This is a genomic window from Spirosoma migulaei (assembly GCF_054776855.1).
The window spans coordinates 136,006-153,842 of record NZ_BAAHBG010000028.1 but is presented as its reverse complement, the minus strand read 5'-3'; the positions used below and the strand labels follow the sequence as shown (position 1 = coordinate 153,842).

12 protein-coding genes are annotated in these 17,837 nt (G+C 48.1%); 2 read left to right on the top strand and 10 right to left on the bottom strand.

The window, feature by feature from the left end; genetic code table 11:
- Positions 1 to 99: 99 nt before the first annotated feature.
- From ACYVGO_RS28745 to ACYVGO_RS28735, 3 genes are all read right to left on the bottom strand, one after another.
- Positions 100 to 948, bottom strand: a complete 849-nt coding sequence (locus ACYVGO_RS28745) for a TIGR02757 family protein (protein WP_460972222.1) — start codon at positions 946 to 948, stop codon at positions 100 to 102.
- A gap of 90 nt (positions 949 to 1,038) precedes the next feature.
- Entirely contained in the window at positions 1,039 to 1,257 is a 219-nt protein-coding gene (locus tag ACYVGO_RS28740) for a hypothetical protein (RefSeq protein WP_142774228.1), read from the bottom strand.
- A gap of 11 nt (positions 1,258 to 1,268) precedes the next feature.
- Complete coding sequence (locus tag ACYVGO_RS28735) at positions 1,269 to 2,453, bottom strand: LysM peptidoglycan-binding domain-containing protein (protein WP_460972221.1); 1,185 nt, start codon at positions 2,451 to 2,453, stop codon at positions 1,269 to 1,271.
- A gap of 424 nt (positions 2,454 to 2,877) precedes the next feature.
- Here ACYVGO_RS28735 and porX point away from each other — a divergent pair, with 424 nt between their 5' ends.
- Positions 2,878 to 4,446, top strand: a complete 1,569-nt coding sequence (gene porX, locus ACYVGO_RS28730) for a T9SS response regulator signal transducer PorX (protein ID WP_142774226.1) — start codon at positions 2,878 to 2,880, stop codon at positions 4,444 to 4,446.
- A 105-nt stretch (positions 4,447 to 4,551) separates the two neighbouring features.
- Here porX and ACYVGO_RS28725 read toward each other — a convergent pair whose 3' ends face one another.
- The 3 genes from ACYVGO_RS28725 to ACYVGO_RS28715 form a co-directional block, all read right to left on the bottom strand.
- Positions 4,552 to 5,784 carry an ROK family transcriptional regulator gene (locus ACYVGO_RS28725; protein ID WP_142774225.1) on the bottom strand — a complete coding sequence of 411 codons (1,233 nt, stop codon included), beginning with the start codon at positions 5,782 to 5,784 and terminating at the stop codon, positions 4,552 to 4,554.
- Positions 5,785 to 5,988: 204 nt separating this feature from the next.
- Entirely contained in the window at positions 5,989 to 9,807 is a 3,819-nt protein-coding gene (locus ACYVGO_RS28720; protein ID WP_460972220.1) for a hydantoinase B/oxoprolinase family protein, read from the bottom strand.
- Between the two features lie 3 nt (positions 9,808 to 9,810).
- Positions 9,811 to 10,563 carry a DeoR/GlpR family DNA-binding transcription regulator gene (locus ACYVGO_RS28715; RefSeq protein WP_460972219.1) on the bottom strand — a complete coding sequence of 251 codons (753 nt, stop codon included), beginning with the start codon at positions 10,561 to 10,563 and terminating at the stop codon, positions 9,811 to 9,813.
- A 55-nt stretch (positions 10,564 to 10,618) separates the two neighbouring features.
- On the opposite strand from ACYVGO_RS28715, the gene nudK reads away from it, so the two are divergent.
- Positions 10,619 to 11,194 carry a GDP-mannose pyrophosphatase NudK gene (gene nudK, locus ACYVGO_RS28710; protein WP_460972218.1) on the top strand — a complete coding sequence of 192 codons (576 nt, stop codon included), beginning with the start codon at positions 10,619 to 10,621 and terminating at the stop codon, positions 11,192 to 11,194.
- Positions 11,195 to 11,318: 124 nt separating this feature from the next.
- Here nudK and ACYVGO_RS28705 read toward each other — a convergent pair whose 3' ends face one another.
- The 4 genes from ACYVGO_RS28705 to ACYVGO_RS28690 all read right to left on the bottom strand — a co-directional run bounded on the left by ACYVGO_RS28705 (position 11,319) and on the right by ACYVGO_RS28690 (position 17,749).
- Positions 11,319 to 11,855 (bottom strand): REP-associated tyrosine transposase, encoded by a 537-nt coding sequence (locus ACYVGO_RS28705; RefSeq protein ID WP_460972217.1) that lies wholly within the window; start codon positions 11,853 to 11,855, stop codon positions 11,319 to 11,321.
- A 225-nt stretch (positions 11,856 to 12,080) separates the two neighbouring features.
- Positions 12,081 to 14,699 (bottom strand): PIG-L family deacetylase, encoded by a 2,619-nt coding sequence (locus tag ACYVGO_RS28700; RefSeq protein ID WP_460972216.1) that lies wholly within the window; start codon positions 14,697 to 14,699, stop codon positions 12,081 to 12,083.
- Between the two features lie 111 nt (positions 14,700 to 14,810).
- A complete protein-coding gene (locus ACYVGO_RS28695; protein ID WP_460972215.1) occupies positions 14,811 to 15,980 on the bottom strand; it encodes a hypothetical protein in 1,170 nt (389 codons plus the stop codon).
- Between the two features lie 338 nt (positions 15,981 to 16,318).
- Positions 16,319 to 17,749: a SusD/RagB family nutrient-binding outer membrane lipoprotein gene (locus ACYVGO_RS28690; RefSeq protein ID WP_460972214.1), complete on the bottom strand. Its 1,431-nt coding sequence runs from the start codon at positions 17,747 to 17,749 to the stop codon at positions 16,319 to 16,321.
- Between the last annotated feature and the right edge of the window lie 88 nt (positions 17,750 to 17,837).

The following is a 17,837-nucleotide window of genomic DNA, read 5'->3' as shown; positions in this document are numbered from 1 at the left end:
GTTCATGTCACAAAGATCTGAACTAGGACAAAATGCCACTATTTTAATGCGTTTAACCTGGCTTACATCTGACTCCACAATAAACACGATAAAATGGGTTTACATTTCCCCCTCAACGCCTAAACCAAACAGGGCAAAATCGTAACGAACCGGGTCGGCTGGGTTAAACTGGCGAAGTGTTTCGGTCAATTCAAGGGCTGCTTTCCAATCCGTTTGTGGGCGGTCTATAAGGTTCAACTGACGGGCAACGCGGTTTACGTGAACATCAATGGGCATCACCAATTGATCGGGCCGGATTTGTTTCCAGATGCCAAAGTCAACGCCACAATCATCGCTTCGGACCATCCACCGCAAAAACATCAGCAGTCGTTTGCAGGCTGAGTTCTGGACTGGAGTGGCAATGTGTTTGCGGGTACGTTCAGGGAAAAAATCAGTGAGTCCGCAAAAACGATCATGGAAGGCAATCAGGCCTTGCTCAACGGTTGGTAGCATCGACTTCTCATCGGAGCGCTGACCGGCCGCACTAGGTAAAAACGCATCCTCCAGGGAGTTATTTTCCAGATAATACTGTCGGAAGAAGTGCAGAAAATATAAGGCATCGGTGGCATTGAAGGTGCGGTGCTTAAAGGCCAAAAATCGCTTCAGGTCGCTCTCCTGGTGGTTCCGGATAAACTCATACGGGGTGCCATCCATCAGCTCAACCAGTTCGTTGGCTTTCTTTAAAATCACCGGACGTTGCCCCCAGGCCAGCACGGCCGCCCAGAATCCCATTAGCTCAATATCCTGCTTTCGGCTAAAGCGGTGGGGAATACTGATGGGGTCTCGTTCAATAAACGAAGGCCGATTGTATTGATCGGCCTTCGCATCTAAAAAGTCTTGTAAAGAACCAGGAATGGATAATGGATAAGGTGTGGTAGATACCGAAGAGGACTTGTTTGTTTTTATCATACTTACGCCAATCGTGCGGCAAAATGAGTAATCATCAACATGTTCATCGTCAGATTATTACTCATTGCCCATTATCCATTTTACATTAACTTATTTGCTGTTTCCGCCACTAACCACCCAGGCCAACGCCCGGGAAATACCGGAAAATAACGCCAATAGTGTTGACATAACAAACGTAAAGACAGCAATGAAGGGATAGGCCAGCGTAAACATGATACTGAACGTCATATAGCCCGGTGAGGATTTCATCTGTGCATCGCGTTCGCGGTGACGTCTGGCAATGCGTTCCTCTTTGGTTTCTTTTTCCATAGCGTAATTGGCTAACGGGCAATGTAACTTACCTCAGCTCGAAAACGCCGATCATCGGGCGAAAGTTTCGCAAATGCCTGCGCCGATAGTTTAATGAGAATTTTATCATTAACGCCTGTATTGGGCAGTCGGCCAATCACCTTCACCCAAAGGCTCTGATTATTAAACTCATTGCGCACCTGCACCAGCGTACCAATAGGGGCTGTTCGATGCAGCGCAAGGTACTTGCCTGAGCCATCGGCACCGTCGATCATCTCAGCCACACCACTTGCCGAAATACGACGTCCACGTGTAGGCATAGGCGCGTCGTTACCCGCCCGAGGTAGCTCTACTTCTACTTCAGCAGGTTTCGTATCGGTGGCTGATGGTTTAGCTGAAGTACTGCCAGTGCCTGCTTCCCGTTCGGGATGGCGTTCCGGTTTTGATTCGGTGGGTGTTGTTGGCCGAGGTTCACTGGTACGTGGCTCGTTGGCTCGTGGTTCGGGCGAATTAACCGCGACTGGTTTTGCTGGCGTTTCCGTTCTAGGAGAGGACTCGGCCGTTTTTGGAGCTGAGGTTGTGATTTGTGATGATGGGGTACGGGCCAGGTAGGCTTTTTCGGAAACGATCAGTGCCTGACCGATCAGCACATTATTGCCCGATAGATTATTCCATTTTCGCAGATCCGATTGCAACACCCCATACCGTCCAGCCAGGCTGTAAAGTGTTTGGCCAGGCTCAACAACATGGATACCAGCCCGCGCTGGATCATCAGACTTTTTCGTATCTTTCTCTGAGGCCTTCTCTACTTTGGTTACTGGCTTTGTATCGGCCGCTTTCGCTTCGACTTTGGTTTCTCGTTTTTCTTCTTTCTCCTTCTTCTTAATTGCTTTGTCAATTACTTTTTCCTGTTTTCGGCTCAATGCACCATCAGGAATAGGAACTCTAACAAGCTGATCGTACCGAACGGCATCTTTCATGTCGGGGTTAGCGGCTTTGATTTCGGCAACCGAACGACCATAGCGCCGGGCAATTCCAAACAGTGTCTGACCTTCGTCGACACGATGGAGAATGAATCGTTTGCCATCTTTTTTTTCAACGCCAACAGAGTCTACAACGAATGTTCGAGGGTGTGAAGTTGAGTGAGCTAGGGTTGTATGTATGGAGACGATACCGCCCAAAAGAAGTAGAGCGTAAGGAAAAGAATTTTTTTTCATGGGTTATAATCAGCCGAAAAGCGATCAGGTATCCTCTATCAGCAATATAAACGGCTTTGCTCGTATAAATAACGCAAAGTACGGCTGATTTTCCCAGAAATAACTATACTACTCTTTTGATTGCAAGCTTGTATTGTCAAAATAGATTCTGTTGATTCGTTAGATTCTGTTGACGCTGACAATTAGAACCATAGTAACAATAAAGTCCAGCGAATCAACAGAATCTATTTTGGTTAACAGTAGCAGTTGACCGAAGCAGCCGGAGCCTGGTTAGGTCATTGGCAATATATTTGTGCTGTTAAAAAAGCTTAATTCTGAACGGCCCGAACAGAACCGAACGTTTGAAGTTAAACAAAGAACAGTTTTTATTTGAAGGCAGCATACGTTACTGCGAAGCCTGTACTACCAAATCCCCCACGAACGCATGCAAAATTATTCGATACTCTGGGCCGATGATGAGATTGATCTCCTGAAACCCCACATTCTGTTTTTGAAAAATAAAGGATATGATGTTACCCCTGTCAACAGCGGTGCCGATGCGCTCGATCATGTTGAACAGACTAATTACGATGTTGTTTTCCTGGATGAAATGATGCCCGGTATGACGGGCTTGGAAACGCTCTCGCAGATTAAACAAATGCGTCCTAACCTGCCCGTGGTAATGATTACCAAGAGCGAAGAAGAACATATTATGGAGGAGGCTATTGGCTCTAAAATTGCCGATTACCTCATTAAACCACTCAATCCTAATCAAATTCTCCTGTCGGTCAAAAAGATACTGGACAACAAGCGGCTCGTGACCGAACGGACCAACATCGGTTATCAACAGGACTTCCGGAATATATCCATGCAGTATAACGATCGCATGGATTTTGAGGAGTGGGCCGATGTATATAAAAAGCTTATTTACTGGGAGTTAGAGCTCGATAATTCGCAGGATAAGAGCATGGTGGAAGTCATGAATATGCAAAAGAGCGAAGCCAATTCGGAGTTTTGCAAATTCGTGATCGATAATTACGAAGACTGGCTTAATGACCCTAAAATGAGCAGCCCGGTTATGTCGCACCAACTGATGCGGAAGAAGGTGTTTCCGTTGGTAGAGCAAGCCGGAAGTAACGCAGCTCCATTATTCTTTATCCTGATCGATAACCTGCGTTACGACCAGTGGAAAGTCATTGAACCGCTGTTAGGGGAGTACTTTACGGTTGAAGAGGAATCGTCTTATTACTCGATTCTGCCCACAACGACTGGATTTGCCCGGAATGCTATCTTTTCGGGAATGATGCCCAGCGAGATGGAACGTAAGCACCCTGACCTGTGGGTAAATGACGACAGTGAAGACGAGGGACTCAACAACCATGAAGACGAGTTTCTGCGTCGGCAGCTTGAGCAAAGTCGCCTGAATATTAAGTCATCGTACCACAAAATTCTGAATGTTAACCAGGGGAAATCGCTGGTCGATAACTTCAATAACTTGTTACAGAATCAGTTAAATGTGGTCGTGTATAACTTCGTGGATATGCTGTCGCATGCCCGGACGGATATGGCCATGATCAAGGAACTGGCTCCCGACGAGTCGGCATATCGCTCCATTACACGGTCGTGGTTCCTGCACTCGCCCTTACTTGAGTTCATCCAGAAGATTGCCGCTAAAGGTGGCCGGCTTATCATTACAACCGATCACGGTATGATTCGTGTACAGAAACCGGCTAAAATTGTTGGCTATCGTGAAACGAATACAAACCTGCGTTACAAACAGGGCAAGAATCTTGGCTTCGATGATAACCACCTATTTGTAGGCCGTAAGCCCGAGCGTTTATTTCTGCCTAAACCGCACGTTTCGACAGCTTACGTGTTCACGCTGGAGGATTACTTCTTTGCCTACCCCAACAACTACAATTACTACGTAAATCACTACCGCAATACCTTCCAGCATGGGGGCGTATCGCTGGAAGAGATGATTATTCCCTTCGCATATCTGAAAGCAAAGTAGGAGAGAAAAAAGGGAAAAGAGGGAGGAAGGGGAAGAAAGGGAGAAAAGGGTCTAATAAACTCTCTTCGTCCCTTTATTCCCCTTCCTCCCTCTTGTTCTTTTAATTTAATAGGTAGCAAAAATATCTTCCATCATGTAGGCGTGCGTGCCTAGCCACTTGGCCGTTCCATTCAGCTGAGTCACTTCAATGGTCAGGTCATTTCGGAAATCACTCAGGCAATATTTGCTGATAGCCTGTTCAATAGTATTGGTAATGAAAGTAGCCGCTTTGGTCAAAACACCGTCGACAATAATGATTTCGGGGTTGAACAGGCTGATGGCAATGGCGAGTCCTTTGCCTAACTGAAACCCGGTTTCGTGCAGTATATCAATCGCGTATGAATCGCCTTTGTGAGCGGCATTGATAATTTCGTCGATGTCCAGATCTTCGACCCGATCGTAGAAGGCCGCCAGTTTAGAGACCTTTCCGGTAAGGATGTCGCGTTGTACGCGTCTGACCAGCGCCGATGCTGATGTAACGGTGTTGAGGCAACCAATCTTACCACAGTAACAAAGCTCACCGTCTGGATCGATCTGAATATGACCCAGCTCACCGGCAAATCCACTGGCTCCCTGGAAAACCTCGCCGTTCACAATAATTCCAAGACCAACACCCCAGTCTATATTGATGGCCAGCACTTGTTTTTTGCCCTGTGCTCCGCCAAATCTACTTTCGCCCAGAACCGTTGCTTTGGTATCGTTAATCAGGTAAACAGGATAGCCAATCTGGGTTGAAAACCAATCGGTTATTGGTTCGCCGGGTTGGTTTAAATTCTTGTAGGTCAAATTCAGGCCACGTCGGGCATCAATTAATCCAGGCATGGATATGCCAACCGCTATGAGATCGTTTCCCGATAAGCCAGAATCCGTCAGTGCATTGGTAAAATAGAGCGCTAGTGACGCCAGAAAGGTTGGGTTATCATTTAGCCGAAGGTCGTAATCCCCGCGAAAGACTATTTCGCGTTTGGTATTCATAAATAATATCTTGGTGTCATGCGTACTGACATCCAATACAGCTACATAATTCTGTTTGGTATTCAGGCCGAACAGGACAGGCCTTCGCCCGTTGCTACCGGTTGCCATGCCAATAGCCGTTACCCATTTAGCCTCAATCAGCTCTTCTACCAGATTGGTAACGGAGGGCACACTACTATGCAAGGCTTTGGTTAAATGGGCTAGCGTGCACGTTCCGTCTGTGTACAGGTGAGCCAGAACCTTTCGTTGTTTTTGATTTTTTTTATAGTCAACAACAGACTGTTGCGTGGAAAATTCTTCGTCGAGGACTACGGAAGGGTTCATTAGGTATAAAGTGATGATCTAAAGAGTTGGTAAGCTCTCAAATAGTTGCTTCTATTTCCCAAAGAAAACACTTTAGCCGAATTACTTGTAAGCTTACTGATTTATAAGACATACCTAAATCGGCTAATTTCTTTAAAGGCAGAATTTAATTTGCTTTTTAAGGGAAAGTGACTACAAAATGACGTTGTACCTCGGTTGACAAGTTCATGCATTCAGCAGACTGCCCGCGCCCCCACCGCCCGGTGTCTCAATCCGAATTCGCTCGCCAGTCTGCATGGCCCGTGTAAAAATACCCGACAGCGCTTCTTCATATCCGTCAACTGAAATCAGGATTTGACGGCCCGGTACCCCCGGATCACCCCCACGTAAGCCATACGGAGTTACTACACGATGCTGACTCAGGAGCGTTGCCTGAACCGGTTCCAGAAACTCAATTTCACGGATGATCCCATCGCCCCCGCACCACTGACCTGCCCCGCCAGAGCCTGTGCGAATGGCGAACTGATGAAGGCGTACGGGATAGCGCCGTTCGAACTCTTCGGGATCGGTGAGTTTGGTGTTGGTCATGTGTTGGTGTACCGCCGAGCGGCCATCTGCACCTTCAGTAGCGCCCGAACCTCCGCCAATGGTTTCGTAATAACCGAATTTACTATTTCCGAACAGGAAGTTATTCATAGTCCCCTGACTGCAGGCAGCCAGTCCAAGCGCCTTCAGCAAGGTATCGACCAGCCGTTGGCTAACTTCTGTATTACCACCCACTACGGCCGGACACCGCGTTGGGTCATCTGGAAAAATTGGATTTAGAAACGACGACTCCGGCAGAACCAGGTCGACAGGAGCCATTAAGCCTTCGTTCAGCGGAATATCCCTGCCACACCATAATCGCAGTACATACAATACCGCGCTGTACAGAATGGAAATGTTGGCATTGAGGTTATGCGGATGCACACCCGATGTACCGCTAAAATCGAATCGAATCCGTTGGTTGGTTGAGTCGCCCGCGCTAGCTCCATCGCCAGAGATTTGGATGGTTAAGCGAATCCAATGGCCATCATCCAGGCTTTCTTCGGCTTTATATACCTGTCCGGCTAATGGTTTCAGAATGGCCAAAATCGCATCGGTTGCTGATTGCTGCAACCGTTTCATATAATGCTGCACCGTTGGCAACTCATACTGCCGAACGAGTTGACGAAGGGCTGTCTCACCAGCTTTCAATGATGCCAGAGCGGCTTCAATATCGGCTCTGTTTTCCGTTAGGGCACGAGTTGGATAGGGAGCGTCCGTAAATCGGTTGGCCAGTGCATCCTCCCACAAAAACTGCCCATTTTTTACGACGTACATGGGCTCCAACACCACTCCTTCTTCTACTAGCGATACGGCATCGGGCGGCATTGAACCCGGAACTTTACCACCAATTTCGGCATGGTGTGCCCGGTTGATAACGTAGCCAATCAACTCATTCTGGTCCGTGAAAACACCACTCAGTAGTGTCACATCGGGAAGGTGGGAGCCACCATATTTCGGGTGGTTCGTTATGACAACATCGCCCGGTTCGAGGGTGGGTAAGGCCGCCAGCGTTAGGCGGGCACAAACGCCTAAACTGCCCAGATGGACCGGAATGTGTGGCGCATTGGCCACCAGTTCGGCATTGGCATCAAGTAAGGCGCAGGAGAAATCGAGACGCTCCTTCACATTGACCGAGAAAGCAGTCCGCTGTAATTGAGCGCCCATTTCTTCGGCAATGGCCCGAAATCGCTGCGTAAAAAGTTCAAGCTGAATAACCTCGTTCGACTCAACCTCGGCTTCTTCTTCGATGTCGGCAATGTAATCGACAAGGACGTTTTTGTTGGCCTGAACAATGAGTCGCCAGCCGGGTTCGATGAAGGCTGAGGAAGTCGTGTTCAGCAACAGGGCAGGCCCGCGAAAGGTGTCGCCTTCCTGTAGTTTCGTCCAGTCGTAAGCGGGGTAGGTGTCTGTTTGGAAAGTTGGTGCCACATGATGGTGACTGCCCGGCGAACTAGCCACTGGGTTTTCGTTGCTTACCGTACTAACAATCAGACGGATACTTTCTACTTCGATAGGGCGATTTGCAGGAAAATGGCCGTAGAGCCGCTGGTATTTTTCCTGAAAATCGCTTTCCAGATTGCTACTAAACGGAATGTCAATGGTTGCTTCCTGCCCTGACAGACGCAGAAAGAGCGAGATTGTCTTCGATTCGATAGGTACATCAATACCAACATCTTCCTGTAAGTTCGCTGTAGCTGTTTGGATCAACCCGTCGATCAAGGTTGGCAGCTCAGCTTCAATAACGGATAAAGGCTGTAGAATGGAGCGTGAGGCAATGCGTTCAATTTGCGCCTGTCCTATTCCATACGCGCTGAGCAAACCTCCATCAAAGGGCAGAATCAATTGTTCCATACCCAACAATCGGGCAATGGCACAACCGTGAAGCCCACCGGCTCCTCCAAAAACAAGTAAGCCATAGTCTTTCGGATCGAAGCCGCGCGCTACTGAAATCTTGCGGATAGCCCCGGCCATTGTTTCGTTGGCAATCCGCTCGAAACCGCGTAATACGGTTAACGGATCTGGTCGGTTACCGGTTTTTGCTTCAATTTGCTGGATAACTTCCTGCAAAGCAGCCTGCGCTTTCTCTGGAAATACGGGAATACCGAACTGCTTTGGATGAAGTTTCCCCAGCAACAGGTTCACATCCGTAATAGCCAGCAGAAGTGGTTGACCTGCTACGGAGGCACCATAACAAGCCGGACCAGGTGTAGCCCCGGCACTTTGTGGGCCAACGCGTAGTTGACCAGACGTGGCACCGTGCCCCTCGAACCAGCATACCGAGCCACCCCCAGCCGCTACGGTTTCAATGGCTAATGAAGGCAGTTGTAAATCGAAAGGCCCAATTTTGGTGCTAAACCGGTAATCGACTCCGCCTTGAATCCGGGCAACATCGGTACTGGTACCACCCATGTCGAGCGTTAACACCGGCCGATTATTGGCAATGGCTGCCGCGCCAATAACACCACCTGCCGGACCACTCAATAGACTGTCTTTTGGCTGGAAAAGATCAGCTCGAACCAACCCGCCCGAACTGGTCATGATTCGAACAGGACTACCACCCAGTTGCTGCTGAACATTGTCCAGATAGGAGCGCATAACCGGCGTCAGATACGCATCGACAATGGCTGTTTGTGTACGGGACACGTACTGGGGAGTTACCGAAACAGTAGTTGACCGGGTTATATAGGCAAAACCGGCAGCAGTCAGAGCTTCCTGAAGCTGCTGTTCATGAACCGGGTTTCGGTAGGCATTCAGGAAGGATATGGCAATTGCATCTGGCTGAATTTTACGAACTTGTTCAACCAGTTCGGTAATGGTTTGATTGGACAAGGGCGTCAGAACCTGACCATCGGCAGCTATACGCTCCTCTACTTCAAGCACTGAATCATAGAGTACGTCGGCGGGAGGAATGGCTAGCTGAAATAGATCGGGGCGTTGTTGCGTCCCGATTTTGAGCAGGTCTTTAAACCCTTTTGTCACGAGCAAAGCTACACGCCCACCTTTGCGTTCGAGCAAGGCATTGGTCCCTTTGGTCGTTCCCAGACGCATCTCCAGAGGTGGAAACGGTTTATTAACGGGTGTTTGGGTCAAGAGCCGGGCCGCCAGAACGGGAGCTTCTTCACCAGTAAAGAGTTCAATGGTCAGTAGCCTGGACGGCCACGTCCGGGGAGTAAAGAGTTGGGTTTCCACCCGGACATGGCCGTCTAGGCTACGAAATTCCAGGCTCCCATCAACTGTTAACGATTCTATTGTGAATACTTCATTTGTTTCGATGACACGGAGCTGATACCCATCAAAAATAGGAGCAGTCAGCCAGGGTGCTACGAGTTTCCCATCAATCAACTGTCCGCGCAGACGGCTACTGCTTAGCACTTTGGTTCGGTGTAGATTTCCGATTGGGTCAAGGGCTAGACCGTCGGTGAAGGTGCCACCTGTGTCAATCCAGATTTGGTACATGGGCTAATTAATCAGGGTAATTCCTGCCTGCCGATACGCTGCGACCGTATCAGGGTTCGCTTCTGTGTCGGTGATGAGTACATCAAACAGGCTTAATGGCGCAAAATAGAGGTATTTGTTGGTTTCTAATTTCGAGGAATCGCAGAGTAGATAAACTTTTTCGGTTTGCCGCGCCATTGTTGTTGCGGTACTGGCTTCTTTTTCACTGTTGGCGCTTAGTCCATTCGCCAGCGATATACCATCGACCCCAATGAACGCCCGGTTGGCGCGATAGCGGGCTATGTGTTCTTCGGCGATGAGCCCATGCACAGCCTGACGCTCTTTGTCTACTTCGCCCCCTACTAAATTGATGGTCACTTCCGAGTCCATCAGTTCAGCTACGATAGGTAAGGAGTTTGTGACAACCGTAATTCGCTTGTTTCGGATGAACTGACAAAGTCGAAATACGGTACTGCCACAATCCATGAAAATGACATTGCCTTCCTGAATTTCCTGGGCCGCCAACTGGCAGATATAATCTTTCCGTTCGGCGTTAACGGCAGTTTTATTAGCAAAGCGGTGTTTGTCAGTTGCTAGGCTCACTTTCATGGCTCCACCCCGCGTTCGATACAGTAATCCCGAAGCCGACAATTGTGCCAAATCACGCCGAACGGTCATCTCCGATGTTTGCAGTAGTTCGGCTAATTCGGGTACTTCAACTGAGCCTCGTTCCTCGACCGTTTGTACAATAAGTTGCTTGCGCTGTTGGAAATTCATGACTGATTGAGTTCTTTTGTTCAAAAATAAACAAAATTGAACAAATTTAAACAATATGACTTCTGAACGTGTGCAACTAACGGAGGAAAAACTACTCTCCGACAACTGGTACATTCTAAAACGATTCACGTTCAACTACCTGGGCAGGAACGGCCAGTGGACTACGCAACAACGTGAAGCGTACGACCGGGGCAACGGAGCTACGATTCTGCTCCATAATCCGGAAGCCGATACGGTCATTTTAACCCGCCAGTTTCGGTTACCAACCTTTGTTAATGGGAATGAGTCCGGGATGCTCATCGAAGCCTGTGCTGGCCTGCTTGATAACGACCATCCGGACGATGCGATCCGGCGAGAAATGGAAGAAGAGACGGGTTATCGGATTCAGTCGGTCGAGAAAATTATGGAAGCATACATGAGTCCAGGTTCGGTGACAGAAAAGCTATTTTTCTACCTCGCACACTACACCGCCGATACGGAACGGAATGCTGGGGGCGGCATTGATGAAGAAGAAATAGAAATTCTGGAACTACCTGTTCATCAGGCAATGGCAATGGTCAAGAGTGGTGAAATTAGGGATGGTAAGACGATTATGTTATTGCAGTATTTGCGGTTGCAGCAGTTGTTGTAGTGGTGTCAGGTTCTTCAACCTGACACAGCGAGGTTTCTTAAAACCTCGTGACTAGCATATGCCGTTCGGTTTTGAGAAACCTCACCGCGTCGGGTTTAAGAACCCGACGCCACAGTCGCGACCCTCAAAATATATCCCGGTAATGCATTAATTGCGATTTCTCTCGCTTGCCTTCATAGAAAGCTGCACTGGAATATGGGTAATCAACAGGATTAGTTGCTAAGCCAGCTCGGACAGGATTCGTATGAATATACCCAATTTTGGTTTCACATACATCTCGCGAGTATAGGTACACATCGTCGTACCGATCCTCCCAGATTTTAAAACGTTGCGAACGATGCTCAAAAACAATGTGCGGTAATTGTTCTGCTTGTTGAGCTTGGATATACACTCTTAACTTGAGTGATGTGAATTTCTTGAAGTCCCGCATGTACTCAATCAGACGAGTTTCTGCTTGAAAGAAAATTATAAAATGGATATGATTCGTCATCAATACATAGGCGAGCAGCTTCGCCTTGTATTTTTCGTTATAGAATTGGAAACTATCGAATAGGATGGTAAAGCACGTTGCATCAAAAAGGAGAGGTAAGTGCTGATAGCAGGTTGTCGTAATGAAAAAGCAACGTTCTTCAGTTAGTAAGGTACGATTACGGAGACCCATTAGAACTGATTTTGGCTAGTACGTTCCCTAGGACGAGTTGGAAGGCTCGACGCCACATTTGTTGCGGAGATGTTTGCGGTGTCTGTGTGGTGTCAGGTTCTTCAACCTGACACAGCGAGGTTTCTCAAAACCTCGTGATCAGCAATCATACCGTTCGGTTTTGAGAAACCTCACCGCGTCGGGTTGAAGAACCCGACGCCACGCACCACGGAAACCACTGATACACTACTTTTTACTTGAAGAACCAGACACCGAGGCTGCATTGTTGCTTCCAACAGAGATCATATTGGCGAACAGGCGATACGCCCCTGGTACGCCCGCAGGTAGCTCCCGGAAGAAGACCAGCCCTGTGTACATGAAGTGGCCCTTGCCGTATTTGGCGTAGAGCAGGCTTCCCTGTTTGGGAGCTTCGTTCTGATCGTTGGCCGAGAAAATAGGTTCGTAGGCCTTATCCCAATCCTGTCCGAAATAAATACCGCGCTCCTGAATCCATCCCGAAAAATCGGCTTCGGTGATTTTGTTGGGAAAGTTGAGTAAGGAATGCTGCGGATTAATAAATGTCATGGGTGCGTCTTCTTCCGTTACCCGTTCGTTTACCACTTTAAATGGATAAGGGCCAAGTTGGGGTAGGGGAGCCTCATTTCGGAAGAACGAATTGACGGGCGTAACGTACTGCACAATCATCGTTCCACCGTTTTTAACGTAGTCCATCAGCTTCGGTTGAGCGCGCGCCATCCAGCTATTGGTATTATAAGCCCGAACGCCTACTACAATGGCATCATAACCGGCAAGATTACCGATCAAATCATTGGGGCCAAGCAACGTAACGCGGCAACCCATTTGTTGCAACGCGGCTGGTACTTCATCGCCCGCGCCAACGATGTAGCCGATATTTTTCGCGGTTACCTTCACATCCAGCTTAACCAATTTGGCCGAGGCAGGAGGAAATAATGTTTGGGTTGGAATGTGTTTGTAGGCAACCAGGCGTAAGCCCGTTGTAAAGGTGCCGGTAGCCGTCGTCATGACAGCCTGTAATTTGCCGTCTTTGGCCTGAGCCGTTGGCGAAAGACTGAACGTTACGCGTTGTTCATCACCTTTGTTCGTCAATGAAAAAGGCGCAGATGCAGGTTCAACACGCCAGCCCGCCGGAACATCCAGCTTCAACGTGCCCGATTGATTGGCCTGACCCGCTTTTAAGACGATTTCAGCCGTTTTAGGAGTGTTATCGGCGAAGACGTACACGCGTTCGGTGAGGTTGGCTGTTACCGCGGGTTGAATAATGAACGGACGATAAATTTCACCATCGACCGGATCGGTTGATTTGTAAACGACGGGACGGCTGTACGTAAACGACTGTCCGCTAATCTCGAAGGTATAACTAGCCGTCACCGCTGCTGGATTTTCGGGGAGACCGATCAACTGCTGATTATCGACCTGAAACAGGCCTTTATCAATCGGTTTTTCGAGCCAGTAGGGTTGTGAAATCGCCTGAGTTTTCGGGATGGTCAGCGTTGTTGGGAACAGGATAACATCGTTCGGTTTGAGTGCCAGATTGAGCGTCGTATCCTTACCGGTTGAATAATGAATGCTCTGCAATTTCACCGGCGCATCGACCCGACTGACAACATTGGTCGAAATCTTGATGGTTTCGCCGGGCGTGGCCGCATAGTCGGTGGGGTTGGTTTCAAACCAGAGGCCCAGGCATTGTTGAAGAAGCGTTTGTACTTCCTGCCGTTTAGCTTTTACGTAAATATTGGTCGTATCTAGTTTACCTATCGCGCTATAAAGTTGCACCAAAGCTGGCACTGAAGCGGCAGGTTGGTCGGGGCGGAAGCTGGCAATTGTTTGTGTGACCATCGCTTGTACGGCATCGCTGTTTTTCACCCGTTTCCAGCTTAAGTCGACGCCCTCAAGTGGGTCTTTTTCAACAGGGTTACCACCCTTCAAAAGGAAGTAATCAATTTTTGCCCCCCGGTTAGGCGCTACACCAAATCCCTGACTTTTATGCTGACTGCGGCTTTCAGATGCAATCTCTCCGTATGATTTGCCCAGCAGTGGATTGTACAAACCCGTTTCAACACCGACCAGATTGCCCGCTTCGTCGGGCTTTTTGTTGCTCAGGAAAGCCCCCGGAATGAACATATTCCAGAAAATGCGTTTGGCCTGCCAGGGTTTGACAAAGGCTAATTGTTCCGGAAATTTCGTAGGATCGTTTGAGATTTTAAAGGCTTCTTCGGCCAGAAAACCCGATGCGCTATGGTGTCCGTGACCGGCGCGGGCATCGGGTGGGAAGCGGGTAATGATCACATCGGGTTGGTACTTCCGAATCATCCAGACAACATCGGCCAGCACTTTATCCTGTCCCCAGGTGCGCACGGCTTCATTCGTCGATTTGGAGAAACCAAAGTCATACGCCCGGCTAAAAAACTGATCAGGGCCATCGACACGTCGGGCTGCGAGGAGTTCCTGTGTACGGATAACGCCAATATTTTCGCCCTGCTCCGGTCCAATCAGGTTCTGTCCGCCATCGCCCCGTGTTAAGGAAAGATAGCCGGTTCGAACAAGCCGATCTTTAGCCAGATAAGCCAGGAGAAGTGTATTTTCATCGTCGGGGTGAGCCGCTATGTACAGCACAGAACCGAGGACATTCAATTTTTTGAGGTTCGACAGAATTTCGCCAGGGGCAGTGGGCTTGATAGGGCCGTAGGGAACCTGGGCGAATGTAATCTGAATCAGGAGACAACCAATCAGGCCAAGAGAAAGGAGTTTATTGCGAATCACGGGAGGAGCACAGGTTGTTAGCGAATTAGACAAATTTACGATTAAGTGCCTATTCGCCAACATTTGCCAAACAGTATGCTGTGTTTTATCGGTTACTCATTGGATATGTTTCTGATTTTGTTGAGAAATTCCAAAGAAGCTAACTCGATGATCAGTGTCTAACCGGTTATGGATTCACTTAGTTAGGAGTGATTCCTTACGAAGTGAAGATTGAAAGCCCAGAATGGTGACTTTGTGTCGGGCCCCAAAATCGGGCCAATTGTCTTCATCCCGAAGGACAGAAGCTACTGTGTATGTGAGCGTTCCTGTTAACTGCGTTGGATTTTTTTCATACCGAAATTTGTCGATCCAGATTCCAGCCTGTTTAACGTGCTGGTCGCCGGCCAGATAGCTAAGATCCCAGCCAGTTAAGACCGGAGCCGCCTGATTGTAAGGGATATTTGTTATTACAAACGTTTTTGTCCTAACGCCACCCGAAGACACTGCCCCCTGGCTATCGCCATCGAAGGGCAGAATTGAAAAAGGAGGATCAATGACACCTAAATCACTGCCACTTAGCCCCGAGACCACTTCACCAAACGAATAATCGCGTCTGTTGTCATCATCTTTGAAAATGGTTGAAGTCTCCCAACTCACAAAACCAGTTCCAACCTGACTAGCCGAAGCGGCTGATAGAGGAATTATATTGCCCGTATTTTTTTTATAAGACTTGCCTGCTTCAATAAAAACTTCCGGATGGCCCACCGTATAGGCTACTTGCAATAGATGATGGTCCTCATCACAACCCGACCAGTCAAAGCCAAATCCGCGCGGGAGAATACTAGCTGTTTTGCTATCCACAACGTTAGGATTCTGAATAAAACTGGCGAATGATGCCAGGGCTGTTGTGGTACTATTGTTCGCTGTCGAATAAAAATTGCCTGGTGTTGATTTGGGTTTAAAACAGTTTCCGTCCGAATGATCAACAAACAGATTAATGCGGCTTGGATTCCAGGCAATAACCGTGAAATGGTAGCACCATTGATAGGCATCATCAAAGTTATCATCAGAAAGGATTCCTGCTGCCTGCCATTTTAAGGTATTCTGTTCAATACGGATCGTGTCGATCAGTGTCCCTAAACCAGCAACATGATGATCCCCATTTAAATAATCAACCTCCCAGCCATTCAGAAACACAGTCGCTTTTGTTGCGTAGGCCGGTAACGCCAAACTCTGTTCTAGATTGAGTATTTCCTTCGTCCCCGACTTTTTAGATTGTGCACAGGTTGAGCCCTGAAAAACAATCATTGTTCCCGGAATCTCAAAGACAGTACTTTGGTCTTGGGGAGTTGTCGATTTCGTCAATGGTGCATCGCTTAAACTGCACAATTGCCCATAGTCTCTGCCGCAAAATCCACAGGAATCTAAAACAACTGGTGCTGTTATGCACCATAAAATAAGGAAGTGCCGAGTTGGAAATACAGTCTTGATAGCCATGTCAGATTCGATTTTAGTCGTTGGTTAAGATAGTCGTCCGCTTATCGAAAGAATACCTGTACTGATTGGCGGAAGAGGCTGGCTGCCAGGTTAATAGTAGAGGATAAATGGCAAATCTGATCGCTATTTTGAGTATTCGGTATAAAAGAAAAGGCTACCCTAAAAAGGTAGCCTTTTAACTGGTGTTGCCTAACAACTAAACGTATTTACTGGAAGATTGGTGTTTTCGTAAACTGGTCTGGTAATGGCTTTGGTACGTTTGGATTCGTATTGACCTCACCTTGTGGATAAATAAACCGTTGTGGCTTCTGAGTACCTGAATAGAGTGGAATTGGCAGTTGAACTACAGGTGTAGCCTTAGCTAGCCGACGTACATCATTGAAGGCTTCATATTGCATCAGTGAGGTAATATATTTTTGCGAAATAATTTCATACAGCAGGGCCGATTGAACAGTAGCCAGTTTGGTTGGATTGGCTAGACCAGTTGGCGAAAAATCGGCTAGGGTGTATGCATCATACTGACGACCCGTAGCAGAAATTGTTTTTCCGTTAAAATAACCGCTGGCCAATCCACTTCTTACCGAGTTGAGTGCCGCCAGACTTTTAGCCGTATCGCCAAGGCGTGCCTGCGCTTCAGCAATGATGAGCAGGTTCTCGTAACTGGTCAGTAATGGATGCGGTGAGTCAATGGTAAAGGCGCCATCAACCACATTTGGATCAATGCTGCCATTGCCAGTTATCCCGAGTTTAATGATGTGATTATAGAGCGCCGTTTCGTTGGTTTTGGTATTGGCAGAACCAATCCGTGCTTTCAGCAGCGTTGGCAAATAGGCCCCATCGAAACCTGTATCGCCAGGCCGGTTAACTTTGAAAAAAACATAGTTCAAGTTTGCATCAACTCCTTGGCTGGTACCGTGTGGAATTAGCGCATCATCTGCCGTGCTGTTAATGCCCAACGTTGCGCTGGACACTGCATTTGTATAGTCGCCTAGATGCAGATAAAGCCGTGCTTTCAGTGTATTCGCTGCCTTTATCCACTTACTGACGTTCCCTTTGTAAATAAAATCCTGATCGGCAAAGGATAAACCGGCGCTTGCCGACAAATTCTGAATGGCATTATTCAGGGTGGTTATCAGGGCTGTATATACATCGGCCTGCTTATCAAAAACAGGAGTTGGGTATTTAACATCGTCAAAAGCCTGGCTATACGGTACGTCGCCATAAAAATCAGTTGCCTTTTCAATGAGCATTGCTTCAATCACCTGCCCAACGCCTTTCGTCCATTTATCGCCAGCGGCATCGGCTTTGATTTGAATAAGCCGGGCCTGACTGGCCACCGGATATAATGGGTCCCAGGAGAAGTTACTGGCCGCTACAATGTAGTCAGCATAGCCCTGGTGCTGGCGGCTCAACCCATTGAGTGCTCCTGCCCAAATGGCCGAAATGCGCACATCGGTGTCCTCGTGCAGCTCTGCAACGCCTACCAGGGTCCCGGCAAGCAGGGTAGCTACATCAACATCCGTAACGGCATTGGGGTTACTCTGGATGTTCTTATCGTCAAACAGGTCTTTACAACCGCTTAGCAAGGTGATAGCTAGCAGCGATAGGGCAACTTTATGAGAAAATGATTTTTTCATGAGTCAGAATGAGTTTATGGTTTTCGGTTTATAGTTTTCGGTTTACTCTGTTCGGTAGGTTGACCTCCGAATACCATAAACCGAAAAC